The sequence below is a fragment of the Enterobacter sp. J49 genome (genome assembly GCF_002148625.1).
Classification (GTDB): domain Bacteria; phylum Pseudomonadota; class Gammaproteobacteria; order Enterobacterales; family Enterobacteriaceae; genus Enterobacter; species Enterobacter ludwigii.
In genome coordinates this window covers 38,402-64,771 of sequence record NZ_MWPY01000033.1, presented here as the reverse complement: position 1 = coordinate 64,771, position 26,370 = coordinate 38,402, and the positions used below count along the sequence as shown (strand labels likewise).

26 protein-coding genes and 1 riboswitch are annotated in these 26,370 nt (G+C 56.5%); of the genes, 14 read left to right on the top strand and 12 right to left on the bottom strand.

The window, feature by feature from the left end; translation table 11 throughout:
* Window positions 1-35: 35 nt before the first annotated feature.
* The 4 genes from phoH to efeU all read right to left on the bottom strand — a co-directional run bounded on the left by phoH (window position 36) and on the right by efeU (window position 4,616).
* Entirely contained in the window at window positions 36-824 is a 789-nt protein-coding gene (phoH, locus tag BJP35_RS13035; RefSeq protein WP_024908976.1) for a phosphate starvation-inducible protein PhoH, read from the bottom strand.
* A 499-nt stretch (window positions 825-1,323) separates the two neighbouring features.
* Entirely contained in the window at window positions 1,324-2,607 is a 1,284-nt protein-coding gene (efeB, locus tag BJP35_RS13030) for an iron uptake transporter deferrochelatase/peroxidase subunit (protein WP_020884708.1), read from the bottom strand.
* Window positions 2,608-2,612: 5 nt separating this feature from the next.
* Window positions 2,613-3,740 (bottom strand): iron uptake system protein EfeO, encoded by a 1,128-nt coding sequence (gene efeO, locus BJP35_RS13025; RefSeq protein WP_086463313.1) that lies wholly within the window; start codon window positions 3,738-3,740, stop codon window positions 2,613-2,615.
* A 42-nt stretch (window positions 3,741-3,782) separates the two neighbouring features.
* Window positions 3,783-4,616, bottom strand: a complete 834-nt coding sequence (gene efeU / locus BJP35_RS13020; protein WP_020884710.1) for an iron uptake transporter permease EfeU — start codon at window positions 4,614-4,616, stop codon at window positions 3,783-3,785.
* A gap of 251 nt (window positions 4,617-4,867) precedes the next feature.
* Between efeU and BJP35_RS13010 the strand changes: the two genes are divergently transcribed.
* Window positions 4,868-6,052 carry a NupC/NupG family nucleoside CNT transporter gene (locus BJP35_RS13010; RefSeq protein WP_086463312.1) on the top strand — a complete coding sequence of 395 codons (1,185 nt, stop codon included), beginning with the start codon at window positions 4,868-4,870 and terminating at the stop codon, window positions 6,050-6,052.
* 32 nt (window positions 6,053-6,084) lie between these two features.
* On the opposite strand, the gene BJP35_RS13005 is transcribed toward BJP35_RS13010, so the two are convergent.
* Together BJP35_RS13005 and putP are read right to left on the bottom strand one after the other, a co-directional pair.
* Entirely contained in the window at window positions 6,085-6,504 is a 420-nt protein-coding gene (locus tag BJP35_RS13005; RefSeq protein WP_014169506.1) for a DUF3574 domain-containing protein, read from the bottom strand.
* Between the two features lie 115 nt (window positions 6,505-6,619).
* The gene (gene putP / locus BJP35_RS13000) at window positions 6,620-8,128 is read right to left on the bottom strand and encodes a sodium/proline symporter PutP (protein WP_020884712.1); all 1,509 of its coding nucleotides are present in this window, start codon (window positions 8,126-8,128) and stop codon (window positions 6,620-6,622) included.
* A 423-nt stretch (window positions 8,129-8,551) separates the two neighbouring features.
* Between putP and putA the strand changes: the two genes are divergently transcribed.
* Together putA and BJP35_RS12990 are read left to right on the top strand one after the other, a co-directional pair.
* Window positions 8,552-12,514 carry a trifunctional transcriptional regulator/proline dehydrogenase/L-glutamate gamma-semialdehyde dehydrogenase gene (gene putA / locus BJP35_RS12995; protein ID WP_086463311.1) on the top strand — a complete coding sequence of 1,321 codons (3,963 nt, stop codon included), beginning with the start codon at window positions 8,552-8,554 and terminating at the stop codon, window positions 12,512-12,514.
* A 101-nt stretch (window positions 12,515-12,615) separates the two neighbouring features.
* Complete coding sequence (locus BJP35_RS12990; protein ID WP_086463310.1) at window positions 12,616-13,011, top strand: lysozyme inhibitor LprI family protein; 396 nt, start codon at window positions 12,616-12,618, stop codon at window positions 13,009-13,011.
* Here BJP35_RS12990 and rutR read toward each other — a convergent pair.
* On the bottom strand, window positions 13,008-13,646 hold the full coding sequence (gene rutR / locus BJP35_RS12985) for an HTH-type transcriptional regulator RutR (RefSeq protein ID WP_020884715.1): 639 nt from the start codon (window positions 13,644-13,646) through the stop codon (window positions 13,008-13,010). The two genes, BJP35_RS12990 and rutR, sit on opposite strands and share 4 nt — an antisense overlap.
* Before the next feature lie 243 nt (window positions 13,647-13,889).
* Between rutR and rutA the strand changes: the two genes are divergently transcribed.
* Genes rutA through rutG form a run of 7 tightly spaced genes read left to right on the top strand, consistent with a single transcriptional unit; the run spans window position 13,890 to window position 19,330 of the window.
* Window positions 13,890-14,981, top strand: a complete 1,092-nt coding sequence (gene rutA, locus BJP35_RS12980) for a pyrimidine utilization protein A (protein WP_086463309.1) — start codon at window positions 13,890-13,892, stop codon at window positions 14,979-14,981.
* On the top strand, window positions 14,981-15,670 hold the full coding sequence (rutB, locus tag BJP35_RS12975; protein ID WP_020884717.1) for a pyrimidine utilization protein B: 690 nt from the start codon (window positions 14,981-14,983) through the stop codon (window positions 15,668-15,670). The genes rutA and rutB overlap by 1 nt, the downstream gene beginning before the upstream one ends.
* Before the next feature lie 11 nt (window positions 15,671-15,681).
* Window positions 15,682-16,068 carry a pyrimidine utilization protein C gene (gene rutC, locus BJP35_RS12970; RefSeq protein WP_020884718.1) on the top strand — a complete coding sequence of 129 codons (387 nt, stop codon included), beginning with the start codon at window positions 15,682-15,684 and terminating at the stop codon, window positions 16,066-16,068.
* Window positions 16,069-16,075: 7 nt separating this feature from the next.
* Window positions 16,076-16,876, top strand: coding sequence for a pyrimidine utilization protein D (rutD, locus tag BJP35_RS12965; protein ID WP_020884719.1), 801 nt, complete (start codon window positions 16,076-16,078; stop codon window positions 16,874-16,876).
* Between the two features lie 9 nt (window positions 16,877-16,885).
* Entirely contained in the window at window positions 16,886-17,476 is a 591-nt protein-coding gene (locus tag BJP35_RS12960; protein WP_025204485.1) for a malonic semialdehyde reductase, read from the top strand.
* A gap of 9 nt (window positions 17,477-17,485) precedes the next feature.
* Window positions 17,486-17,980 (top strand): NADH-dependent FMN reductase RutF, encoded by a 495-nt coding sequence (gene rutF / locus BJP35_RS12955; RefSeq protein WP_014169496.1) that lies wholly within the window; start codon window positions 17,486-17,488, stop codon window positions 17,978-17,980.
* Between the two features lie 21 nt (window positions 17,981-18,001).
* On the top strand, window positions 18,002-19,330 hold the full coding sequence (gene rutG, locus BJP35_RS12950) for a pyrimidine utilization transport protein G (RefSeq protein WP_014169495.1): 1,329 nt from the start codon (window positions 18,002-18,004) through the stop codon (window positions 19,328-19,330).
* On the opposite strand, the gene BJP35_RS12945 is transcribed toward rutG, so the two are convergent.
* Both BJP35_RS12945 and BJP35_RS12940 read right to left on the bottom strand, forming a co-directional pair.
* Complete coding sequence (locus BJP35_RS12945) at window positions 19,318-20,241, bottom strand: DMT family transporter (protein ID WP_032677851.1); 924 nt, start codon at window positions 20,239-20,241, stop codon at window positions 19,318-19,320. The two genes, rutG and BJP35_RS12945, sit on opposite strands and share 13 nt — an antisense overlap.
* A gap of 117 nt (window positions 20,242-20,358) precedes the next feature.
* Entirely contained in the window at window positions 20,359-20,529 is a 171-nt protein-coding gene (locus BJP35_RS12940; protein ID WP_001273664.1) for a general stress protein, read from the bottom strand.
* 391 nt (window positions 20,530-20,920) lie between these two features.
* Here BJP35_RS12940 and wrbA point away from each other — a divergent pair, with 391 nt between their 5' ends.
* Both wrbA and BJP35_RS12930 read left to right on the top strand, forming a co-directional pair.
* Complete coding sequence (wrbA, locus tag BJP35_RS12935; protein ID WP_014169491.1) at window positions 20,921-21,517, top strand: NAD(P)H:quinone oxidoreductase; 597 nt, start codon at window positions 20,921-20,923, stop codon at window positions 21,515-21,517.
* Between the two features lie 18 nt (window positions 21,518-21,535).
* A complete protein-coding gene (locus tag BJP35_RS12930; protein WP_014169490.1) occupies window positions 21,536-21,763 on the top strand; it encodes a YccJ family protein in 228 nt (75 codons plus the stop codon).
* A gap of 32 nt (window positions 21,764-21,795) precedes the next feature.
* On the opposite strand, the gene agp is transcribed toward BJP35_RS12930, so the two are convergent.
* Together agp and BJP35_RS12920 are read right to left on the bottom strand one after the other, a co-directional pair.
* Window positions 21,796-23,037 (bottom strand): bifunctional glucose-1-phosphatase/inositol phosphatase, encoded by a 1,242-nt coding sequence (agp, locus tag BJP35_RS12925; RefSeq protein WP_047744299.1) that lies wholly within the window; start codon window positions 23,035-23,037, stop codon window positions 21,796-21,798.
* 86 nt (window positions 23,038-23,123) lie between these two features.
* A complete protein-coding gene (locus BJP35_RS12920) occupies window positions 23,124-23,483 on the bottom strand; it encodes a helix-turn-helix domain-containing protein (protein WP_020884724.1) in 360 nt (119 codons plus the stop codon).
* Between the two features lie 100 nt (window positions 23,484-23,583).
* Between BJP35_RS12920 and BJP35_RS12915 the strand changes: the two genes are divergently transcribed.
* Complete coding sequence (locus BJP35_RS12915) at window positions 23,584-24,333, top strand: SDR family oxidoreductase (protein ID WP_041162528.1); 750 nt, start codon at window positions 23,584-23,586, stop codon at window positions 24,331-24,333.
* A gap of 1 nt (window position 24,334) precedes the next feature.
* On the opposite strand, the gene BJP35_RS12910 is transcribed toward BJP35_RS12915, so the two are convergent.
* A complete protein-coding gene (locus BJP35_RS12910; protein WP_032681280.1) occupies window positions 24,335-24,838 on the bottom strand; it encodes a DedA family protein in 504 nt (167 codons plus the stop codon).
* Window positions 24,839-25,127: 289 nt separating this feature from the next.
* A riboswitch (M-box (ykoK) riboswitch) is annotated at window positions 25,128-25,297 on the top strand.
* Window positions 25,298-25,357: 60 nt separating this feature from the next.
* Here BJP35_RS12910 and BJP35_RS12905 point away from each other — a divergent pair.
* Window positions 25,358-26,359 (top strand): magnesium transporter, encoded by a 1,002-nt coding sequence (locus BJP35_RS12905; protein WP_020884727.1) that lies wholly within the window; start codon window positions 25,358-25,360, stop codon window positions 26,357-26,359.
* The last annotated feature ends 11 nt before the right edge of the window (window positions 26,360-26,370 follow it).

The following is a 26,370-nucleotide window of genomic DNA, read 5'->3' as shown; positions in this document are numbered from 1 at the left end:
GCCCGGTTTCCCGGGCCTTGAACACAACGGCTAACTCAATAGTACGCTTGCAACGTGCGCTGGCACAGCGCTGAACGCACGCAGTCTTCTTTCGTGAAGCGTACCACCCCAATCATCTCATCTTCCTCAAAACGTGACATGGCGTCGCTCAGTCCGGACTTCACGCCCGATGGCAGATCGCACTGGGTAATATCACCATTGACGATGACCGTCACGTTTTCCCCGAGGCGCGTTAAAAACATCTTCATTTGCGCTGCGGTCACGTTCTGAGCCTCGTCAAGAATGACGACCGCATTTTCAAATGTACGTCCGCGCATATAAGCGAACGGCGCGATTTCCACCTTGCCAATCTCTGGTCGCAGACAGTACTGCATAAAGGATGCTCCCAGACGTTTCACCAGCACGTCATAGACGGGTCTGAAGTAAGGGGCAAACTTCTCTGAAATATCCCCGGGCAAGAAGCCAAGATCTTCATCAGCCTGCAGTACCGGACGGGTGACAATAATTCTCTCCACGTCTTTATGGATCAGCGCCTCTGCCGCTTTGGCTGCACTGATCCACGTTTTCCCGCATCCGGCTTCGCCGGTTGCAAAGATGAGCTGTTTACTCTCGATAGCATTCAGGTAGTGCGCCTGAGCCTCATTGCGCGCCACAATTGGAGAATTATCACGGCTGTCTCGGGCCATGCCAATTGCTTCTACGCCACTCATCTGCACAAGCGAGGTGACCGATTCTTCTTCACGCTGTTTATGACTACGTGAATCCCGTCTCAGCACACGTTTTGCTTCGCGACGAGCTTTGATCACTGCTTTTTGTCTTCCCATGGATAGCACCTTGAGTTGTTGGTATTCATCACACGTGCCAGTTTCAGCACGATTATGCGCACGAACATCAGAGGGTTGGCTTCCTTGTAAGCCATTGCTTGCTTTACCGGATGACGCAACAGAACGGCTACGCGCACCATTCTGCACGTCGGTCGAAAGAGATTCTTGAGTCGAGGGGGATAATTTTGTGGTGAGGAAATCGCTGCCGGAGTCTGAGCCTCCGCGCCGGGTGCTGCGGGTGTTGTGTTTACCATGTCCAGTACAGGACGCAACCATTCGCGATCTCCATAGTGATTCAGCATCACTGCCGGGAACTACCGCTGTCTTATCTTAAGTACATCAGGAGTTATCATAAATGCAACATTTATTTTACCTGAACGTAACTTTAAGACTGTCCCTACAGTGGAAATCAGTCTCATACAGGAATATTACAGAAATATAACAGCAGGACAGGCATATGAAAAAATAATGTCCCCGCGAATTATCGCAGGGACAATTATCAGGCTTCAATCAACCCTTGAGCGAGATAGGCGTTGCGATCGCGTGCGCCAGGCAGGGCAAAGAAATAACCGCCGCCGATGGGTTTAATGTACTCTTCCAGCGCTTCCCCGTTTAAGCGTTTCTGTACGGTCAGGAAGCCCTTCTCCAGGTCGTGCTGATAGCAGACAAACAGCAGCCCCATATCGAGCTGGCCGGCGTTGGTTACGCCAAGTGAATAGCTATATCCCCGACGCATCATCAGGCTGGATTGTGTCTCTTTGGTACGCGGATTGGCCAGGCGGATATGGCTGTCCAGCGCGATGACATCGCCATTCGGATCGCTGGCGTAGTCAGGCACATCATGCTCGTTCTTCATCCCGAGCGGAGCGCCACTCTGTTTATCGCGGCCAAAAATCGTCTGCTGCTCTTTGAGCGGCGTACGGTCCCAGAACTCCACGTGGAACTGAATAATCCGCACCGCCTGATAACTTCCCCCCACAGCCCATGCCGGCTCGCCCTGATCGGCCGTCACCCAGACCACCTCTTTCATGAGCGGATCATTACGGCTGTCCGGGTTGGCCGTGCCGTCTTTAAAGCCCAGCAGGTTTACGGGCGTCTCTTTCCCTTTGCTGCGGGCGGCATGGTCAGAGATAAACCCTTCCCGCTTCCAGCGAACGCTCAGCAGGTCCGGCGTGTGCTTGATGATGTCGCGCAGCGCGTGGATCACCGTATCCTGGGTGTTGGCGCAAATTTGCAGGAGCAGATCGCCGTGGCAGAGAGCAGCATCCAGAGAGTCATTCGGGAAACGCGTCATTTTCTGCAGCGCTTTTGGCTTCTGTTTTGCCAGCCCGTAGCGCGCATCAAACAGCGACTCACCGAGCGAAACGGTTATCGTCAGGTTATCCGGAGCGATAAATGCCCCGAGGATACCGGAGTCCATCGGCGGCAGACGCGGGTTAGGCGTGTCCGGCGCCGGACCACCGGCGGTGAGAAACGCGATGCGCGTCGTCAGCAGGCGGAACAAACGCTCAAGATCGGCTTTATCGCTTGCCAGCGAATCAAAAGCCACCAGCATCATGGAGGCCTGCTGTGGCGTCAGAATGCCCGACTGATGCTCGCCATAAAAAGGCTGCGTCTCCATGCGTGCATTGGGTGACAGCGTGCCGGGAGCACTTTGCGGTTTCGCCGCATGCGCCACCGGACACCCTCCGGCCAGAGCAAGGGCGCCCCCCAGCGCCCCTACCCCTTTTAACAATCGACGACGTGAAGGTTCCACCACGTCGTGTTCATTCTGCTTGTTCATCGTGCTTAATCCAGACCCAGTACGCCACGCAGCAGGGAGAGATCTTCCGCCAGTGTGGTAATCGGGCCTTTCAGCGCGTTACGGTCAGCATCGGTCAGTTTATCGTAGGTTTCAAACCCGTCTTTGGTACGGTACTTCGCCAGAATGGTGTCGACTTTTTTGAAGTTGGCATCCACTTTCGCCAGCAGTTCGCTGTTATCTTTCTGCAGCTGAGGACGCAGCAGATCGACAATTTTCTGCGCGCCATCGACGTTCGCCTGGAAGTCCCACAGGTCGGTGTGGCTGTAACGGTCTTCTTCACCGCTGATTTTACTTGCCGCCACTTCTTCAATCAGACCCGCGGCACCGCCCACCACTTTTGATGGCGGGAAGGCCAGCTCACTGATGCGTTTTTGCAGCTCAAGCACGTCACTGTTCAGCTGATCGGCATATTTATCCATCCCTTTGAGAGTGTTATCGCCAAACAGGGCTTTCTCCAGACGGTGGAAGCCGGTAAATTTCGGGTCGGCGGCTTTCTGCTCAAAATCATCTTCACGGGCATCAATGCTGCCATCCAGGTCAGAGAACAATTCGGCAATCGGCTCAATCCGCTCGTAATGCTGGCGGGTTGGCGCATACAGGGATTTCGCTTTCGTGATATCGCCCGCTTTCACCGCATCGGTGAAGGCTTTGGTACCGGTAGCCAGGTCCGCCGTCTCTTTGATGACATACGCTTTATAAGCAGTAATCGCATCACCCAGGCTCAACAGAGCCGTGCCTTTTGCGGCATCGGCCGTGGCGTCGCCCTTCACGATAAGCTTGCCTTTAGGGTTCGTCAGCAGCCCGCAGGTCATCTCATATTCACCCGGCTGCAGGTTGGCGGTCATCTTCTGACTAAAGCCCGGCGCGATATTTTCACGCTCTTCCACCACCATGACGCCTTTCAGGATTTCCCACTCCAGCGCCTTCTGGCTGTGGTTCTGAATAATAAACTGGGTTTTGCCGCTGTTGACCGTGATGGTCATCGGCTCGCACTGCTTATCATTGACCGAAACCTTGACCTGCGGAACATCCGCGCCCCAGGCGGAAAATGCTGAAGCGAACAGCGCGGCAAGGCCTGCGCATAACGCACTACGACGGAACTGAATTGCCATGACTCTTCCCTTTAAAAGTATGTTGTAACTAATGCAGTCAGATTACGGCGCAACGCGCGACGTCTGAGTGCCGGTGCGCGGCGGCATGGCAAACAGCACCAGCGCCGGAACCAAATAGATAAAGTACATCGCCACTTCGCTGACGCTCGGCGTTTCCTGGTAACCAAAAATACCTTCGAGCAAGGTACCGGTCAGGGAGTGCGTTGAGAGCACGTTACTGAGGTCGAACGCCACTTCCTGGAAGTGATTCCACAGGCCCGCTTCGTGGAAAGCGCGGATCGCTCCCGCCGCCAGCCCAGCGGCCACCAGCAGAATAAACAGGCTGGTCCATTTAAAGAACGCACCCAGGTTAAGACGAATGCCGCCCCAGTAGAGCAGGAAGCCCAGCACCACCGCAGTGGCCAGACCCAGCATCGCACCCAGCGGTGGCCAGATCCCCACATCCTGCTGAAATGCCGCCAGCAGGAAGAAAACCGACTCCAGCCCTTCCCGCGCCACGGCGAAAAAGACCATCATGATCAGCGCCCAGCCGTGGTTATTGCCCTTTTGCAGGGCGTTATCCACCGCCTGCTCCAGCTGCACCTTCACGTTGCGGGACACTTTACGCATCCAGAACACCATCCAGGTGAGGATTACCACGGCAATGACGGCCACGATCCCTTCAAACAACTCTTGCTCTTTCTGGGGAAACTCACCGGTGGTTTCATTGATAAGAATGCCAAGGCCCAGACAGAGTGCTGCGGCGAGGAATACCCCAATCCACATGACACCAATCCAGCGTCCACGCTGGGTTCGCTTCAGATAACTGGCGATGAGGCTGACGATGAGGGCCGCTTCGAGACCTTCACGTAACATAATGAGAAATGGAACAAACATGCCGACACCTTAAATGTTTATCGCGGTCAACTGATGCAAAGAAAGGTAAATTCTTGTGATAGTGATTATCATTACGCCAGCAAGAAAAACAAGCGAAATGTGTGTTGTTTTGATGACGAGTTGTAAACACCCAGCCTGGTAATAATTGCTGGCGTTATCGTTAAGTTTATAAGTTATAGCGAAAATGCCCATTTACGGTTAATCAGGGCTGTGGCTAAATATCTGCCTCAAAAACCAACTGAAAATTAACCATGTTTAACATTATCCATTTCCTGCTGGCGCTGGTGATTATTCTTGCGCTTGCCTGGCTGGTGAGTTTCGACCGCCGAAAAATTCGCATTCGTTTTGTTTTACAGCTGATTGTCATTGAAATAGCCCTGGCGTTCTTTTTCCTGCATGCCGAAAGCGGGCTGTTCATTATTAAATATGTCTCGGGATTCTTTGAGTCACTGCTGAAATTCGCGGCTGAAGGCACCAATTTCGTCTTTGGCGGGATGGGTGAAAAAGGACTGGCGTTCATTTTCCTCGGCGTACTTTGCCCGATTATTTTTATCTCCGCACTGATTGGTATTCTTCAGCACTGGCGAATTCTGCCGATTTTTATTCGGGTGATCGGGACACTGCTGTCAAAACTGAATGGCATGGGTAAGCTTGAATCGTTCAACGCGGTGAGCTCGCTGATCCTCGGACAGTCTGAAAACTTTATTGCCTACAAGGGTGTACTGGGCGACCTCTCCTCTCGTCGTCTCTTCACCATGGCGGCCACGGCCATGTCGACGGTATCTCTGTCGATTGTCGGTGCCTATATGACCATGCTCGACGCCAAATTTGTCGTTGCCGCGCTCATCCTGAACATGTTCAGCACCTTTATTATTCTCTCCATTATCAACCCGGCGCGCCCGGAAGCAGAGCCGGAAATCAAGCTTGAAAAGCTGCACGAGTCCCAGAGCTTCTTCGAAATGCTTGGCGAGTATATTCTGGCCGGTTTTAAAGTGGCGATGATTATTCTGGCGATGCTGATTGGCTTTATTGCCCTTATTAGCGCCGTTAACGCCCTCTTCTCCAGCATATTTGGTATGAGCTTCCAGCAGATCCTGGGCTATGTATTTTATCCGCTGGCGTGGCTGGTTGGTATTCCGCTGAGCGACGCGTTGAATGCCGGCAGTATTATGGCAACCAAGCTGGTCGCAAATGAATTTGTGGCAATGATTGAGCTGCAAAAAATTGCGCATCAGATGTCACCCCGCGGACTGGGCATTTTGTCCGTTTTCCTGGTGTCGTTCGCTAACTTTGCCTCTATCGGCATTGTGGCCGGGGCGATCAAAGGCCTGAACGAGCAACAGGGGAACGTGGTATCACGTTTTGGCTTACGTCTGGTGTATGGCGCGACGCTGGTCAGTTTGCTGTCCGCCAGCTTTGCAGGACTGGTGCTGTAAGCGATAACGGCGGGTTCTCCCCCCGTTTTTTTTTAAAACTGCACGCACACCGGTTGATCGACCCGCATCACCGACTCCTGCGCGAAGCGTGATTTATAAATACCGCGCAACGCTTCAATATTCTTCTCGCTCTGCGCATCTTTACCGTGGATCAGCATAAGCGCCTTGCTCGGTTCACGCGCCACTTTCCCGTCGTTACCCAGCCACTGCCCACGCGCATCAAAGACCGTCAGGCCATCGCGAAAACGCGGCGTCACGTCCTGGTCAACGAACTGCTGCCACTCGCCGGTGGTGATTTGCGCCCCTGCGGGACGGTTTAGCCCGAAATAGAGCGTGGTTTGCTGCATCTGGTTATCCGCTTTGCAGGTCTCCATCGCCGCGTGTTGCGACGGCACACTGCAGCCCGCCAGCATCAATAATGCCGCTGCCATTACCCCTGTTTTGATTGTCATGCTTCGCTATCCTCATTGTTATAAGCACAGCGATATCATCGTAAATTGCGGATTTTGGCAAGAAAAAAGCCGGGTAGCGCGCGCGCTTACCCGGCCTGTCTATCAGCGAAAAAAATTACTCAGCCTGCAGCTTAGACGGCGGTGCAGTGTGATAGTGTGCGTCTGCTTCAGCAAAACGTTTCTGCATTGAGGCAGAAGGCGCTTTACCCAGCAGGCTGAACACCACAATGCCGATACTGCCGAAGATGAAGCCCGGAATAATTTCGTACAGACCGAGCCAGGCGAACTGCTTCCAGACGATCACGGTAAGCGCACCGATAATCATCCCCGCCAGCGCGCCGTTGCGGGTCATGCGCGACCACAGCACCGAGAAGAGCACCACCGGACCAAACGCCGCACCAAAGCCCGCCCACGCGTAGCTCACCAGGCCCAGCACGCGGTTCTCAGGGTTTGCCGCCAGCGCAATGGCAATTAAGGCCACCACCAGCACCATGAAACGCCCCACCCATACCAGCTCTTTCTGGCTCGCATCTTTACGCAGGAACGCCTTGTAGAGGTCTTCGGTGATTGCACTTGAGCAGACCAGCAGCTGGCAGCTCAGGGTGGACATCACGGCCGCCAGGATCGCGGAGAGCAGAATACCGGCAATCCACGGGTTGAACAGAATGCCCGCCAGTTCGATGAACACACGCTCGGCGTTCTGGTTTACTGCACCTGCCTGCGCCGGGTTATTGTTGAAGTAAGCGATGCCGAAGAAGCCAACCGCACAGGCACCCGCCAGACAGAGGATCATCCACGTCATACTGATACGACGGGCATGAACAATCGTGTGGTGAGAGTCAGCGGCCATGAAGCGCGCCAGAATGTGCGGCTGACCGAAGTAGCCCAGACCCCAGCCCATCAGAGAAACGATGGCGACAAAGTTCAGCCCTTTCAGCATGTCGACGTTTTCAATGCTCTTCTGCTTAATCACTTCAAGCGAATCAGCAAAGCCGCCGACGGTGAAGATGACAATGACTGGCGTCAGGATCAGAGCGAAGATCATCAGGCTCGCCTGCACGGTGTCAGTCCAGCTTACGGCCAGGAAACCGCCCACGAAGGTATAAAGAATGGTTGCCGCAGCACCGGCCCACAGCGCCGTTTCATAGCTCATGCCGAAGGTGCTTTCGAACAGGCGCGCACCGGCCACAATGCCAGAGGCACAATAGATGGTGAAGAACACGAGGATAACCAGCGCAGAGATAATGCGCAGCACGCGGCTGTTATCTTCAAAGCGTCCGGTGAAGTAATCCGGCAGGGTCAACGCATTGTTGTTGGCTTCGGTATGCACGCGCAGACGGCCTGCAACCAACTTCCAGTTGATCCATGCCCCGACGGTCAGGCCAATGGCGATCCAGCTTTCAGAAATACCGGAGATGAAAATCGCCCCCGGCAGACCCATCAGCAGCCAGCCGCTCATGTCGGACGCGCCCGCAGAGAGTGCGGTGACCATCGGCCCTAAGCTACGCCCGCCCAGAATGTAGTCGTCAAAGTTCTTTGTTGAACGCCATGCCAAAAACCCTATCAGGATCATGCCAAATATATAAACGAGAAATGTCACCAGCATCGGTGTGCTAATTGCCATTCAAATTCTCCAAAATGTCGAGCGACAACCGTCCGGGTTGCCTTGTTATGTCATCACCGGAACGTAGTGATGTGTGTATGTGTTTCTGTTGGCCGCGCGTATCCTGCCGTAAGCAGTGCTCGCACACAAACGATTTAACACTGCATTTACATCAAATTCATCCCTGGTTTTATACGTCTTTCGTATAGGTTGCACTCGCTCACGCTTTTACGGGTTGCACCTTTTAAAAGTGTTAAGTCCCGCATAAAAACAGGCCTCTCATCCAGAAGCCAGCACTTTTTTCCAGCTAACCATCTCTTAACAATCCATTCATTTTCTGGGTTGCAAACCAGGTCACATTTAACACGGTTGCACAAAGTTGCAACATGGTGGATATTTCACGCTATCGATAGCACACGACGAAAGAACAACAGGAGCTTTGGCATGGGTATGACCACCATGGGGGTTAAGCTGGATGACGCAACCCGCGAACGGATTAAGACCGCAGCAACCCGCATTGACCGCACGCCGCACTGGCTAATCAAGCAGGCGATTTTTAACTACCTCGAAAGGCTCGAAAGCGATGAGGGGCTGCCAGAGCTGCCCGCGTTGCTGGCGGGTGCGGCCAATGAAAGTGATGAGGTTTCCGCCGCTGCTGACGAAAACCATCAGCCGTTCCTTGAATTCGCCGAGCAGATCCTGCCTCAGTCCGTCAGCCGCGCCGCCATTACCGGTGCTTACCGTCGTGCCGAAACCGACGCCGTACCGATGCTGCTGGAGCAGGCCCGTCTGCCAGAAGCCATTGCCTCTCAGGCGCACAGCCTGGCGTATCAGCTTGCCGACAAACTGCGTAACCAGAAAAATGCCACCGGCCGCGCCGGAATGGTACAGGGTCTGCTGCAGGAGTTTTCCCTCTCCTCTCAGGAGGGCGTAGCGTTGATGTGTCTGGCGGAAGCGCTGTTGCGTATTCCTGACAAAGCCACCCGTGACGCACTGATCCGCGACAAAATCAGCAACGGTAACTGGCAGTCACACATTGGCCGCAGCCCGTCGCTGTTCGTCAACGCGGCGACCTGGGGCCTGCTGTTTACCGGCCGACTGGTCTCGACCCATAACGAAGCCAACCTCTCCCGCTCCCTGAACCGCATCATCGGCAAGAGCGGTGAACCGCTGATCCGCAAAGGCGTGGATATGGCGATGCGCCTGATGGGCGAGCAGTTTGTTACCGGCGAAACCATCGCGGAAGCGCTGGCCAACGCCCGTAAGCTCGAAGATAAAGGTTTCCGCTACTCTTACGACATGCTGGGTGAAGCGGCGCTGACCGCCGCCGACGCGCAGGCTTATATGGTCTCTTACCAGCAGGCGATTCACGCCATTGGTAAAGCGTCAAACGGTCGCGGTATTTATGAAGGCCCGGGGATCTCCATCAAGCTCTCGGCCCTGCATCCGCGCTACAGCCGTGCGCAGTACGACCGGGTGATGGAAGAGCTCTATCCGCGCCTGAAATCCCTGACCCTGCTGGCACGCCAGTACGACATCGGTATCAACATCGACGCCGAAGAGGCCGACCGCCTGGAGATCTCCCTCGATCTGCTGGAAAAACTGTGCTTCGAGCCGGAGCTGGCAGGCTGGAACGGAATTGGTTTCGTTATCCAGGCGTATCAGAAACGTTGTCCGTTCGTGATTGATTACCTGATTGACCTGGCAAGCCGCAGCCGCCGTCGCCTGATGATCCGCCTGGTGAAAGGCGCCTACTGGGACAGCGAGATTAAACGCGCCCAGATGGAAGGTCTGGAAGGCTATCCGGTCTATACCCGCAAGGTTTACACCGATGTCTCATACCTTGCCTGCGCGAAAAAACTGCTCGGCGTGCCGAACCTGATTTACCCGCAGTTTGCCACCCATAACGCCCACACCCTGGCGGCCATCTACAGCCTGGCCGGACAGAACTACTATCCGGGTCAGTATGAGTTCCAGTGCCTGCACGGCATGGGTGAACCGCTGTACGAGCAGGTCACCGGTAAAGTGGCGGATGGCAAACTGAACCGTCCGTGCCGTATTTATGCCCCGGTGGGCACCCATGAAACCCTGCTGGCGTACCTGGTGCGTCGCCTGCTGGAGAACGGGGCGAACACCTCCTTCGTTAACCGTATCGCCGATACCACCCTGCCGCTTGACGAACTGGTTGCCGATCCGGTGCAGGCGGTTGAGAAGATGGCGGCCCAGGAAGGTCAGATTGGCCTGCCGCATCCGAAGATCCCGCTGCCGCGTGAACTGTACGGCAAAGGTCGCGTGAACTCCGCGGGCCTGGACCTGGCGAACGAACACCGTCTGGCCTCCCTCTCCTCCGCCCTGCTCAACAGCGCGCTGCAGAAATGGCAGGCCAAACCGATTCTGGAGCAGCCCGTCGCTGATGGCGAAATGCAGCCCGTGATTAACCCGGCGGAGCCAAAAGATATCGTCGGCTACGTGCGGGAAGCAACCGAAGCAGAAGTGGATCAGGCGCTGGACAGTGCGGTGAATAACGCGCCAATCTGGTTCGCGACGCCGCCGCAAGAGCGTGGCGCCATTCTGGAACGTGCTGCGGTGCTGATGGAAGACCAGATGCAGTCGCTCATCGGGATCCTGGTGCGCGAAGCAGGTAAAACCTTCAGCAACGCCATTGCCGAAGTTCGTGAAGCGGTCGACTTCCTGCACTACTACGCAGGCCAGGTTCGTGATGATTTCGATAACGAAACCCACCGTCCTCTCGGTCCGGTGGTGTGTATCAGTCCGTGGAACTTCCCGCTGGCGATCTTCACCGGCCAGATTGCCGCCGCACTTGCCGCAGGCAACAGCGTGCTGGCAAAACCGGCGGAGCAGACCCCGCTGATTGCCGCTCAGGGTATTAACATTCTGCTGGAAGCGGGCGTGCCTGCGGGTGTCATACAGCTGTTGCCGGGCCGCGGTGAAACGGTCGGGGCGAAACTGACCGCCGATAACCGTGTGCGCGGCGTGATGTTTACCGGCTCAACTGAAGTGGCCTCCCTGCTGCAGCGCAACATCGCCACCCGTCTTGATGCACAGGGGCGTCCAACGCCGCTCATCGCTGAAACCGGCGGCATGAACGCCATGATCGTCGACTCCTCCGCGCTCACCGAGCAGGTGGTGGTCGATGTTCTCGCCTCCGCCTTCGACAGCGCGGGCCAGCGCTGTTCCGCCCTGCGCGTGCTGTGTCTGCAGGATGACGTGGCAGACCACACGCTGAAGATGCTGCGCGGCGCGATGGGGGAATGTCGTATGGGTAACCCGGGCCGTCTCACGACCGATATCGGGCCGGTTATCGACGCGGAAGCCAAAGCTAATATCGAAAACCACATTCAGACCATGCGCGCCAAAGGCCGTCCGGTCTTCCAGGCCGTGCGTGAAAACAGCGAGGATGCCCGCGAGTGGCAGACCGGCACCTTTGTGCCGCCAACGCTGATTGAACTGGCCAGCTTCGACGAGCTGAAAAAAGAGGTCTTTGGCCCGGTATTGCACGTGGTGCGCTACAACCGTAACAACCTCAACGAGCTGATTGAACAGATTAACGCCTCCGGCTATGGCCTGACCCTAGGCGTGCATACCCGCATCGATGAGACCATCGCTCAGGTGACCGGCAGCGCTAAAGTAGGCAACCTGTACGTCAACCGTAACATGGTCGGCGCGGTGGTGGGCGTACAGCCGTTCGGCGGTGAAGGTCTGTCAGGTACCGGTCCAAAAGCCGGTGGTCCACTCTACCTGTACCGTCTGCTGGCAAACCGTCCGGACAATGCGCTCGGCGTGACGCTGGCACGTCAGGATGCCGAACGTCCGGTGGACGCGCAGCTGAAGGCCGTGCTGACACAGCCGCTGGAGGCGCTCATCACGTGGGCAGAAAAACGCCCGGAACTGCGCGCTGTCGCACAGCAGTATGGCGAACTGGCGCAGGCGGGTACGCAGCGCCTGCTGCCGGGGCCAACCGGTGAGCGCAACACCTGGACGCTGATGCCGCGCGAGCGTGTGCTGTGCGTGGCGGACAACGAGCAGGATGCACTGGTCCAACTGGCCGCCGCTGCTGCAACCGGTTGTGAAGTGCTGTGGCCGGAAGATGCACTGCATCGTGACCTCGCGAAACAGCTGCCGAAAGCGGTCTCTGCCCGCATTCATTTTGCGAAGCCCGATGCCCTGCTGACTCAGCCGTTTGATGCCGTTATCTATCACGGTGATTCCGACCAGCTGCGCGAACTGTGCGAGCAGGTGGCGGCCCGCAGCGGTGCGATTGTTTCGGTACAGGGCTTTGCCCGCGGCGAAACCAATCTGCTGCTGGAACGTCTGTACGTTGAGCGCTCGCTTAGCGTGAACACCGCGGCGGCGGGCGGTAACGCGAGCCTGATGACAATCGGTTAATCGTGTAAAATATCCCCGGTGGCACTACGCTTACCGGGGTGACAAAATAACCCAGGGCCGGATAAGCACAGCGCATCCGGCTTTTTTACATGGAGGGGATGATGAAAAGATATCTGATCGCGGGGGCTGCATTGCTGCTGAGCGCGAACGCGCTGGCAGAAGAGTGCGCAAATGCGACCACCCAGCTTGAAATGAACACCTGTACGTCGCAGCAGTACCAGGCAGCCGATAAAAAACTGAATCAGACGTATCAGGCTGCCATCAAACGCGCAGAAGCCCCACAGCGTGAGCTTCTGAAAAAGGCACAGCAGGCGTGGATTGCCCTGCGCGATGCCGACTGCAACTTTATCGGGTCGGGTACTGAGGGAGGCAGCGTCCAGCCGATGATCATCAGCCAGTGCCTGAACGAAAAAACCGTTGAGCGTGAAGCGTTTCTTGCCTCACTGATGCAGTGTGAAGAGGGCGATTTAAGCTGCCCTCTTCCGCCGGGAAACTAACGCACGCGGATCCCTTCAATGATCATCTGCTGAACGTTTTCCAGCGTGCTGTGGAAAAACGCCTCATCCTGGAGCGTTTTACCGGTCACCGCTTCAACCTGGGCCGCAAAGTCAGCGTAATGCTGAGTGGAGGCCCAAATCATAAAGATCAGATGATGCGGGTCAACTGGAGCCAGCTTCCCGCCCGCCACCCATCCGGCAATAATGGCCGATTTCTCGTCAACCAGCTGTTTTAAATCCCCGGTCAGTTCCGCCTGCAACAGCGGTGCGCCCTGCAGCATCTCCAGGCAGAACAGCCGTGACGCCTGCGGATAATCACGCGACACCTCCAGCTTCAGGCGAATGTACTCCCTGATCGCCACCAGCGGGGCAAGCTCTTCGCGAAACGCCTTGAGCGGCGCCAGCCAGATATCGAGGATCTGCTGCATCACCGCAATATAAAGCGCCTCTTTCGACGGGTAGTAGTAGAGCAGATTCGTTTTCGACACCCCGGCCTGTTCCGCCACCTGCTCAAGGCGCGTGCCATGAATACCAAACTGCGAAAAGGTCTCCAGCGCCGCACCGAGGATGGCCTGCTTCTTCGCACTGACCGCCTGCGAACGTTTACCGGGTGTTTTCACTGCACCTTGTGTCATTCCCGCTCTCCATATTTTGCGTTGCCATCAGCATAGCAAAACCCCTCACCGACCACGACACTCTGCACTCCGATCGCGCATGAATGCCTGTTTTCTGTGCAATGTTTTTGACCATTTAGTCCACATTTGTATACCTCAATTAACCAACCATTAATTAACACATTAATAACAAAGCCATTTTCAAAACTGGCATTGCCTTTGCAAAACCCTCTTTACCTGCAACGTCGTAAAGAGAGGTTCGTGATGAAAATTGGCGTATTTGTACCTATCGGCAACAACGGCTGGCTAATCTCGACCACCGCCCCGCAATACATGCCTACTTTTGAGCTGAATAAAGCTATCGTGCAGAAGGCGGAGCACTACCATTTCGATTTTGCGCTTTCGATGATCAAGCTGCGTGGTTTCGGCGGCAAAACCGAATTCTGGGATCACAACCTGGAGTCCTTCACCCTGATGGCCGGGCTGGCAGCCGTCACCTCGCGCATTCAGATCTACGCGACGGCCGCCACCCTCACCCTGCCGCCGGCGATCGTTGCCAGAATGGCCTCCACCATCGACTCCATCTCCGGTGGTCGCTTTGGCGTTAACCTGGTTACGGGCTGGCAAAAACCTGAATATGAGCAGATGGGGATCTGGCCGGGCGACGAGTATTTCTCCCGCCGCTACGACTACCTGACCGAGTATGTGCAGGTGCTGCGCGATCTCTGGGGCACCGGCAAAAGCGACTTCAAAGGTGACTACTTCACCATGAACGACTGCCGCGTCAGCCCGCAGCCTTCCGCCCCGATGAAAGTGATCTGCGCCGGGCAGAGCGACGCAGGAATGGAATTCTCCGCTAAATACGCCGACTTCAACTTCTGCTTTGGCAAAGGCGTGAATACCCCAGCCGCCTTCGCCCCGACCGCGGCACGCATGAAAGAGGCCGCGAACAAAACCGGTCGCGATGTGGGTTCCTATGTCCTGTTTATGGTCATTGCCGACGAAACCGACGACGCCGCCCGCGCGAAATGGGAACGGTATAAGGCGGGCGCGGACGATGAAGCGCTGAGCTGGCTCACCGAACAGAGCCAGAAAGATACCCGTTCCGGCTCGGACACCAACGTCCGTCAGATGGCCGACCCGACCTCAGCGGTCAACATCAACATGGGCACGCTGGTCGGTTCCTATGACAGCGTCGCCAGAATGCTCGATGAAGTGGCCGCCGTGCCCGGTGCGGAAGGCGTGCTGCTGACCTTCGATGAGTTCCTGACCGGTGTGGAAACATTCGGCGAGCGCATTCAGCCGCTGATGCAGTGCCGCGCCCACATTCCTGCCATCACAAAGGAGGTCGCGTAATGACCACGCTTGCAGCACGTCCGGAAGCCATCACCTTTGCGCCGCACCAAAGCGCCCTGATTGTGGTGGATATGCAAAACGCCTATGCCAGCCAGGGCGGCTATCTGGATCTGGCAGGATTTGACGTCTCCGCCACCCGACCGGTGATTGAGAACATTAAAACCGCAGTCAACGCAGCCCGCGCGGCAGGCATGCTGATCGTCTGGTTCCAGAACGGCTGGGACGATCAATATGTGGAGGCCGGTGGCCCGGGATCTCCCAATTTCCATAAATCGAACGCCCTGAAAACCATGCGCAAACGGCCCGAACTGCAGGGCACACTGCTGGCGAAAGGCAGCTGGGATTACCAGCTGGTGGATGAGCTGGTGCCAGAGGCAGGCGATATCGTGCTGCCCAAACCGCGCTACAGCGGCTTTTTTAACACCCCGCTCGACAGCCTGCTGCGCAGCCGGGGGATCCGTCATCTGGTCTTTACCGGCATCGCTACCAACGTCTGCGTGGAATCCACCCTGCGCGACGGCTTCTTCCTGGAATATTTTGGCGTGGTGCTGGAAGACGCCACCCATCAGGCCGGGCCGGCGTTTGCGCAGCAAGCGGCCCTGTTCAACATCGAAACCTTTTTTGGCTGGGTCAGCAACGTCGCGGATTTTTGCGACGCCCTGAATCCACCGTTAGCCCGTATTGCCTGAGGAACAAGACCATGCCGAAATCCGTGATTATTCCGCCAGGAACCAGTACCCCGATTGCCCCGTTCGTGCCCGGCACGCTGGCCGATGGTGTGGTGTATGTATCCGGCACGCTGCCGTTTGATCAGCACAATAACGTGGTCTACCCCAACGACCCAAAGGCGCAAACCCGCCACGTGCTGGAGACGATCAAAAAAGTGATCGAAACAGCGGGTGGCACAATGGAGGATGTGACGTTCAACAGTATCTTTATCACCGACTGGAAAAACTACGCCGCGATTAACGACATTTACGCCGAGTTCTTTCCCGGTGATAAACCGGCCCGGTTCTGCATTCAGTGTGGGCTGGTGAAGCCAGATGCGCTGGTTGAAATCGCGACCGTTGCACACATCGCAAAGTGAGGCGGCCATGAAGCTCTCTGTCTCACCTCCCCCTTACGACGGCGCGCCCACGGTTGTCCTGATTGCCGGGCTTGGCGGGGGCGGCAGCTACTGGCTACCGCAGCTTGCCGTCCTGGAGCAAGAGTACCAGGTGGTGTGCTACGACCAGCGCGGGACGGGCAATAATCCCGACGTGCTGCCGGAAGCCTACAGCCTGGCGATGATGGCCGACGAGCTGGCCCGGGCGCTGAATGCCGCCGGGATCGTTCGTTACTGCGTCGTGGGTCATGCGCTGGGAGCGCTGATCGGCCTGCAGCTGGCGCTCGACCACCCCGATGCCCTCAGCGCGCTGGTGTGCGTGAACGGCTGGCTCACTCTGAATGCTCATACCCGACGCTGTTTCCAGATCCGTGAACGCCTGCTTCATGCAGGCGGCGCACAGGCGTGGGTAGAGGCGCAGCCGCTGTTTCTTTACCCGGCCGACTGGATGGCCGCCCGCGCGCCACGCCTGGAGGCCGAAGAGGCCCTGGCACTGGCCCACTTCCAGGGCAAAAACAACCTGCTGCACAGGCTGAATGCCCTGAAGAAAGCGGACTTCAGTCGCCATGCGTCACGCATTCACTGCCCGGTACACCTCATCTGCTCCGCCGACGATCTGCTCATCCCTGCGGTCTGTTCCACTGAGCTGCAGGCGGCCATCCCCGGCAGCCACAAGGTGGTGATGCGCCAGGGCGGGCACGCCTGCAACGTCACCGAGCCAGAAACTTTTAATACGCTGCTGCTGAACGGGCTTGCCAGCCTGCTGCACAGCCCTGAACCCGCTTTATAAGGAGCCCTGATGAGCGAAGCGATTACCCCTGGCGCGCTGGCATCACTGTTTACCGGCGCACGCACCCATAACGGCTGGCAGGCGATCCCCGTCAGCGACGAGACGCTGCGCGAGATCTACGACCTGATGAAATGGGGTCCCACGTCCGCCAACTGCTCGCCAGCGCGGATTGTGTTTGTACGAAGCGCAGAGGGAAAAGAAAAACTGCGCCCGGCGCTTTCCAGCGGCAACCTGGAGAAAACCCTCACCGCCCCGGTCACGGCGATTGTCGCCTGGGATAGTGAATTTTATGAACGCCTGCCCGCCCTGTTCCCCCACGGGGATGCGCGGAGCTGGTTTACCTCAAGCCCGGCGCTTGCCGAAGAGACCGCCTTTCGCAACAGCGCGATGCAGGCGGCTTACCTGATTTTCGCCTGTCGGGCGCTGGGGCTCGATACGGGCCCAATGTCAGGCTTTGATCGCCAAAAAGTCGACGACGCGTTTTTCACCGGCACGTCGCTGAAAAGTAATCTGCTTATCAATATTGGCTATGGCGATACCAGCAAACTCTACGGCCGTTTGCCGCGCCTGGCCTTTGAAGACGCATGCGCACTGGCATAAGGAGCCATCATGATGACACCCGATAAACAAACCTTCCGTGATGCCATGGCCTGCGTCGGTGCGGCGGTCAATATCATCACCACCGACGGTCCTGCCGGGATGGCGGGCTTCACCGCCAGCGCGGTGTGCAGCGTAACGGATTCACCGCCCACGCTGCTGGTATGCCTGAACCGAGGCGCATCCGTCTGGCCCACTTTCAGTGAAAACCGCACCCTGTGCGTCAATACCCTGAGCGCCGGACAAGAGCCGCTATCAAACCTGTTTGGGGGGAAAACCCCGATGGACGAGCGCTTCGCCGCCGCGCGCTGGGAGACCGGCGAAACGGGGTGCCCGCGTCTGGAGGAGGCGCTGGCCTCGTTTGACTGCCGTATCAGCCAGGTGGTGAGCGTGGGCACGCACGACATCCTGTTTTGCGACATCGTTTCGATTATTCGCCACCCCGCGCCGCAAGGGCTGGTGTGGTTTGACCGCGGCTATCACGCGCTTATGCGACCCGCCTGTTAACCCTCCTTAAGGAGTCAGCTCATGGCAATGTTCGGTTTTCCCCACTGGCAGTTGAAATCGACCTCTACGGAACCTGGCGTGGTCGCGCCGGATGAAAGGCTCCCGCTCGGGCCTACCTTAGTGATGGGGGTTCAGCACGCGGTCGCGATGTTCGGCGCAACGGTGCTGATGCCCATGCTGATGGGGCTTGATCCCAATCTGTCTATTCTGATGTCGGGTATCGGTACCCTGCTGTTCTTTTTCATCACCGGCGGGCGCGTGCCCAGCTATCTTGGTTCCAGCGCTGCGTTTGTCGGCGTGGTCATCGCCACCACCGGCTTTAACGGTCAGGGCATCAACCCGAATCTGAGCGTCGCGCTCGGCGGCATTATCGCCTGCGGGCTGGTCTACACGCTGATTGGCCTGGTGGTCATGAAGGTCGGGACGCGCTGGATAGAGCGGATGATGCCTCCCGTCGTCACCGGGGCAGTGGTGATGGCAATTGGTCTGAACCTTGCGCCAATAGCCGTCAGAAGCGTCTCCGGTTCGCCCTTTGAAAGCTGGATGGCGGTGATCACGGTACTCTGCATTGGCCTGGTGGCGGTGTTTACGCGGGGGATGATCCAGCGACTGTTGATCCTGGTGGGGTTAATCGTTGCCTGTCTGGTGTACGCTCTGCTGGCAAACGTCTTCGGTCTGGGCAAGCCGGTTGATTTTACGCTGCTGCATAACGCCGCCTGGTTCGGCCTGCCGCAGGTGACGTCTCCGGTCTTTAACACGCAGGCGATGATGTTAATCGCGCCGGTTGCGGTGATCCTGGTGGCAGAAAACTTAGGCCATCTGAAAGCCGTTGCGGGTATGACCGGGCGCAGCATGGACCCTTACATGGGCCGCGCCTTTGTCGGCGACGGTCTGGCTACCATGCTCTCCGGCTCGGTCGGCGGCAGCGGTGTAACGACCTACGCTGAAAATATTGGTGTGATGGCAGTGACCAAAGTTTACTCCACCCTGGTCTTCGTGGCGGCAGCGGTGATGGCGATGCTCCTCGGCTTCTCACCGAAATTCGGCGCGCTGATCCACACCATTCCCGCGCCGGTGATTGGTGGGGCATCGATTGTGGTATTTGGTCTGATTGCCGTTGCCGGGGCACGCATCTGGGTGCAGCACCGTGTCGATCTGAGCCAGAACAGCAACCTGATTATGGTGGCGGTCACGCTGGTGCTGGGGGCGGGAGATTTTGCCCTGACGCTGGGCGGCTTCACCCTTGGTGGGATTGGCACCGCAACCTTTGGCGCAATCCTGCTTAACGCCCTGCTGAGCCGCCGGGAAGCGGCCGCACCGCAGGGCGACGTGGTACATCAGGACTCTTGATTTATCGCAGCGCTGTCACGCTCTGGCAGCGCTTTTTTCTTCCGTTTCAGCTTCAGCTCACTCACCAGCACGCCGGCGACAATAAACACCGCACCCACCAGCGCCAGCAGCGGTAAACGCTCTCCGGCGATACGCCCGAAAATGCCCGCCCATACCGGTTCGCCGGTATAGATAACCGTCGCACGCGTCGGGGAAACGCTGCGCTGCGCCCAGTTCATGGTGACCTGGATAATGGCGCTAAAGATACCCAGCCCCAGCGCTACCACAACCAGCCCGGTGGACATCGGCGGAACAGACTCCCCTGCCGGCACCATGGTGGCAAAAGCCACCAGCGACGCGGTCGCCAGCTGAACCACGGTGACGCGTTTGACGTCCACTTTGCCAGCCCAGGCGCTGATCAGAATAATTTCCGCGGCAATCGCGATAGCGCCCACCAGCGTAATGATTTCGCCCGGCCCCAGCGCCAGCAGGTTGTTTTCCGGGCCGGCAAGCAAGATAAGGCCAATAAACGCCAGCACGATCCCCGTGCAAGACATCAGACCCGGTATTCTCCCCAGACAGAGCCATTGCAGTAACGGCACCAGCGGCACATACATGGCGGTGATAAACGCCGATTTGCTGCTGGTAATGGTCTGCAATCCCCACGTCTGCAGACTGTAGCCCATGGCAATCGCAACCCCAATGGCCACCCCGGCCTTCAGTTCTTTAAGCGTCAGCCCGCGCAAGGTTTTAAGCGAGAGTAATCCCACGGCAATCGCCGCCGTCGCAAAGCGCAGGCCGACAAAAAAGAACGGACCGCTCAGCGTGACCGCGTACTGGACGGCAAGAAAGGTTCCGCCCCAGAACATGGTGATCAGAATGAGAAGGGCTTCCTGAGGTTTGACGGAGAATGTGAAACGGGAGAGAGACATGCGGCACCAGCAAATAAGCATCAATCCTCTAGTGTGCGATGCCTTTGGTTACAGTTCAATGTTGCAGAAATAAAAAACCGCCGGGAGATCCCGGCGGCAGGGTATCAGCCCGGCGTATTACTTATTGCTGCCATGACTGTTTTTGCCCCCTTTTTTGCCAGCTTCTGATGCGCGCTGAGGGTCATTTTTGAAATTCCCCCCGCTAGACTGGCCACCTTTACGACCTGCTTCTGATGCTCTTTCACGGTCTTCAGCGAAATTACCTGAACCACCACGATGGTTTGCCATCTCTAACCTCCAGAGTGTGAAACATTAGACATCATATTGCATTCAGTAAAAGAGGATTCTTTCACCGCGCGGCTGAAGGACAGTGCCTTTATCTGTGCCGCGTGAAATTAAGCTTAGTGGAATGCGGCTATCCGGCAAGTCAGAGGTAATATTCTGCAACATGATCTCAGCCATTCGGGTGAGATTACGCGACGGCCATTTATAAGCCTTTCTTATCATTTTAAAAATCCGCAGCGGGAAAGTTGTTTCATTTTGCTACAAAGCGCTTTTGTATCCATATTGTTATAAATCAAAGAAATGCCGTTCATTTTTGCAGTCTGGCTGTGATGACATATCTTTAAATGAACGCAGCGATCCGCTGTCAGAAAACACAAACGAGGAGTGATGCAAAATGGCAAAAGTTCTGGTGCTCTATTATTCCATGTATGGACACATTGAAACCATGGCTCACGCGGTAGCAGAAGGTGCAAACAGAGTGGACGGCGTAGAAGTTGTGGTGAAACGCGTACCGGAAACGATGCAGGCTGAGGCGTTCGCCAAAGCCGGGGGGAAAACACAAAATGCCCCGGTTGCCACCCCGCAGGAACTGGCTGATTACGATGCCATTATTTTCGGCACCCCTACCCGATTTGGCAATATGTCAGGCCAGATGCGGACCTTCCTCGATCAAACCGGAGGACTTTGGGCATCCGGAGCGTTATACGGCAAACTCGCCAGCGTCTTCAGCTCCACCGGGACCGGCGGCGGTCAGGAGCAGACGATTACGTCAACCTGGACTACCCTTGCTCATCATGGGATGGTGATTGTGCCGATTGGCTACGGCGCGCAGGAACTGTTTGATATTTCCCAGGTTCGTGGCGGGACACCGTACGGCGCCACCACCATTGCCGGTGGCGATGGCTCCCGACAGCCGAGCAACGAAGAGCTCACTATCGCCCGCTATCAGGGTGAGTATGTCGCAGGCCTCGCCAAAAAACTGAACGGCTAACTCAACAGGAGGACAAGTATGCCAACTCAAGAATCCAAAGCCCACCGCGTGGGTGAATGGGCAAGTTTACGCAACACCTCTCCGGAGATCGCCGAAGCCATTTTTGAAGTCGCGAACTATGACGAGAAGCTGGCAGAGCAGATTTGGGAAGAAGGCAGCGATGAAGTGCTGGAACGTGCCTTCGGGAAAACGGACAAAGACGCGCTCTTCTGGGGTGAGCAAACCATCGAACGTAAAAACGTCTGAACGTTTCCCCCCGCCTGAGCGGGGGGTTTTACCTATTTCGCCGCGTTATTCATCACCGCATTGAATTTATCGATTGGGCAAAAACCGTTCGCATCAACCGGACACCCCTTCAGTTCCAGCGTCACACGCTGTGCCGGCGCATCCAGTGACAGTACGCTGGCGTTACGCAACTGGTCGGCGCTCTGATAGACATACTCAATCTTCATGAGCTCCTGGTTGGCGCTTTTATCATGCCAGCGCTGGAAAACAATTTTCCCGCCAATTGGCGTCCGCTCATGCTGGTCATGCAGCTGGTACGGTTTGAAATCCAGCGCCGTAAGCAGCGACGCGATATTGGAATCATGCCCTACCAGCAGGGTGATTTTCGGCGCTTTCGCCTGCCCGGTGACGAGGGCCTGGTCGATATACTTCACCAGCGGTTTGGCCACGTTTTGCGCCACCTCGGTGGAGGTAAACAGCGAGTCCTGATAGCCATTTTTCAGCTGCGACAACACGCGCCACTGTTGATCGGTTTTAATTTCACCCCAGGCAACCTGGTCTGCCGGGAAGCCTTCGTAATACTGCAGCGTGAAGGCATCCACCAGCGAGTTACCGACTTTTAACGGCCCCGATACGCCAGGTTCTTTTTCATAGTCGGCACTGAAGGTATCTTTCGCCTCCGCCAGCGAGCACACGTTCTTCTCTTTACAGGACGGTGAATCGGCGTAATTCGTCATCTGCTCCAGCAGCTTGTAGCTCTCGCCAAGCTGCATTTTCTGCCGCTCAGTCTCCATCGCCTTCAGCGCTTTTTCACGGAATGCAGGTGAGTTATCCGTAATCACCGGGTTAAAGGTCGGATCCATGGTGCCCATTTTTTCCTGATGATGCACAGGCACATCGCACCCCGGGAAGGCGCCGGTGATAAAGAACTGCGCGGTGGCGACAGTGCGCTGCAGGCTGTTGGCATAGGCATATACGCTATCCGCGGCCGGGCACTCGCCGGTTTTCACCATCCCCTGCTGTGCCAGCCACTCACGCATATAGTGGCCCATATAGACTTCAAGCACGCCACCTTTGGTGGTGAGCTGACCGCCTGGCACCTCCCATTCTGGCCACTGCTTCGGTGTGGATTGCTCGAGCACGCTGCCATTATTGGCGAGCGGCGCGCGCAAATTATGGCGACTCATGATTAAAACTTGTTCCAGCTGATACCCTTCCGGCGTCTCTTGCGCCTGCACGCCAGATGTCACTGCAATGGAACCGGCGATTGCCAGCGCAAGTAGTGCTTTTCTCATCCCTAATTCCTCACTCGTTTTAAAATGTCGCAGTGAGTGTGACAGATTCGTGACAATTTTCCGGGAAGCGTTTCGCAAACTGAGGATTACTTTTCAAGGCGATCGCCGTATTCGCTCATCCAGTCGGCCAGCGGGGAGAGCGCGCTCTGGAGGGTTAACCCCAGCGCGGTTATCTGATACTCCACCCGCGGTGGGATCTCCGGGTAGATAGTGCGCGACACCAGCCCGCGCTGCTCAAACAGGCGCAACTGCTTCGTGAGCTCTTTTTGCGTGATGGGGGCAGCGGCGCGCAGCAGATCGCCAAACCGGACCGGTGCATTGAGCATAATCAGGCGATAGAGCACCGGGATGGCCCACTTACCGGAAATCAGGTTTACAAACTGCGTCATCGGGCAGAGATAAACCTCAGATTTTTTTTCACAGGGTATAGTGAGTGATTCCGCCATAGCACACCTCTTGCCTCATTAGTATCCAAATGGTACCTGGTTTCCTTTCGATACTAACGTTTCTATAGTGCTTTCTCCAGAGTCATTTCAGGAGAAGCACATGGGTCGTTTAGCAGGTAAATATACGCTGATTACCGGCGGCACTTCCGGTATTGGTCTCGCTACCGCGCAGGAATTTATTGCCGAAGGGGCGCACGTTGCTGTCACCGGACGTAACCCGGATACTCTTGCCGAAGCACAACGCATTCTGGGCGATAATGCCTGGGTTATTCCGACCGATGCGGGTGACATCGCCGCGCAAAAAGCGCTGGCGGACACGCTCGCCTCTTGCTGGTCGCGTCTTGATGCCGTGTTTATTAACGCCGGCGATGTGACGCACGGGCTGCTTGAAGAGTGGCAGGAAGACGCCTGGGATCGCCTGATGGGCATCAACCTTAAAGGACCGTTCTTTTTGATTCAGGCCCTGCTGCCGCTGCTCAATAATCCCTCCTCTGTGATCCTGTGCGGATCCGTGAGCGCCCGCATCGGGCTGCCTGCCAGCAGCGTTTATGCCGCCAGCAAGGCGGGATTACTGTCGCTGGCACGCACGCTGTCAGGGGAGTTGTTGCCGCGCGGTATTCGCGTCAACGGCCTGAGCCCGGGTCCGGTAGAAACACCGGCATTTAATAAAACGGGGTTAAGCGAGGAAGCGCTCAAGGCGATGCTGGGGGATATCACCAAACTTGTGCCGCTGGGCAGAATGGGCACGCCGACGGAGCTGGCGAAAGCCGCGCTCTATCTTGCCTCTGACGAATCGCGCTATATGGTGGGAACGGAACTGCTGGTCGACGGCGGAATGGGAAACCTGTAGGTCAAAAGGCGCTGATGCCGGTGACGATGCCGACATACAGCGCCGCCCATACGACGGCTGAAATCAGGCTTACCGCGTACACCTTCGCCGCGTTCAGTCTGAGCATGCCCGCTGCCAGCGGGACGATATAACGCAGCACCGCCAGGAAACGCGCGGTAAAGAGCACCAGCACGCCGTTTTTCTGCAGCTGATGTTGTACCCGCAAAAATTTCTCGGCGTGCCGGGAGGTGAAGCGCGTGACCAGCCGCGTGTGGCCCATCAACTGGCCGATATGATAATTCAATACCGACCCTGTTGTGGCCCCCGCCGCGACAGCCAGCCACGTCAGTGCCGGATGTAGGCTGGTCTGGCTGACGGTGATCCCTGCCAGCAGCATCACCGAGGCCGGCGGAAGCACGGAGGAAACCAGTACCGTAGACTTGCTCAGCGCGATGACGAAAAGCAGCGCGAACAGATGCGTCGGATAGAGCGCAAAATGATTCAGCAGATTGTCAAACCACGTCATATTCCACCCCGCAGCGTTCGTGATGCTGACCATTAGAAACGAACAACCTTAAATGGGGTATCAACCGCTCAGACCTCCAGCAGGAAGGCATTAACGACACGCGAAAATGTCAGCGCCATTAGAAACACAGAGGCGTGGAATTATACTCTCTTGAGCAATAACCACCGTCATTGATGATTAATCGATGTCATTAATACGCGGGATTAAATTATTGTTCTAAACGTTTCTTAAACGTCTTTTAAATTCCACAGCGCGATTTTTAAAGTGGCGTATTATCCCTCTCGTTTTACAACGATCTCGTTATGGCGAGGCTCCTGTACAAATACACGTTATCGCTCTGGTGGGTTCGAGAGAACCGGCACAGGGTAAAACAGGCACTGTCGAATCAAGGCTTTGTCAGTATAACTTCCCTTACGGGATACGGTGTACAGTGCTGAACCCAGGACGTGGGGATCTCCTCTTCGACATGCCCTGTCTTGCTCGCCCCTGAGAGATTTTATTATTCAAAGGGAATTCACTATGTCTTACGCTATTCACAATCAAAACCTGGCATTCAATGACAGCGCAATCGCGCAATATATGAATACCGATTTTATCGTCCTCGATATTTCATTATGCGTGGCGCTGGCACGCGAGCAATTTTTCGAAAAATTAAAAGACGATGATATTCCATCGCATATTTTCCTCGAAGATAACGGTCGGCTGGCAGGCATGGTTGCGGTGCGCAAACTGCTGCAGACCGCCGATACGGTACAGCCGGTGAAAACGCTGATGATTTCTCAGTTTCTGCAGGTCAAACCGGAAGACGAGCGTGCCGATGTCGCCGGGCTGCTGGCCCACGGCGAGGCGGATGTCGTGCCGGTGGTCACGCACGGTAAAGTGGTCGGCTGCCTGACCGAACGCGAAATCGCCCATCTGCTGGAAGATGATGTCACCGAAGATGCCCAGCTCCAGGGAGCAACGCTGCCGCTGGAAAAGCCGTATCTGGAAACCAGCCCCTTCAGCCTGTGGAAAAAACGCTCCGTCTGGCTGCTGCTGTTGTTTGTCGCTGAAGCCTATACCAGCTCGGTTATTCAGCACTTCGAAGAGGCGCTGGAATCCGCCATTGCCCTGGCCTTTTTTATTCCGCTGCTGATAGGAACCGGTGGGAACAGCGGGACGCAGATCACCTCCACGCTGGTGCGTGCAATGGCACTGGGTGAAGTGCGTCTGCGCGACGTTGGCCGCGTGTTACGAAAGGAGATGACCACCTCGCTGATGATTGCCGCCACGCTTGGTCTTGCCGGGTGTGTTCGCGCCTGGATGATGGGTATCGGGCTGGAAATTACCCTTATCGTCAGCCTGACGCTGGTCTGTATTACGCTGTGGAGTGCGATTGTCTCGTCAGTTATTCCGATGGTACTGAAGCGCTGCGGCATTGACCCGGCCGTCGTTTCCGCGCCCTTTATCGCGACGCTTATCGACGGAACCGGTCTGATTATCTACTTCAAGATTGCGCAGTACACGCTGGGGCTGGAATAAGAGTGCAGCAC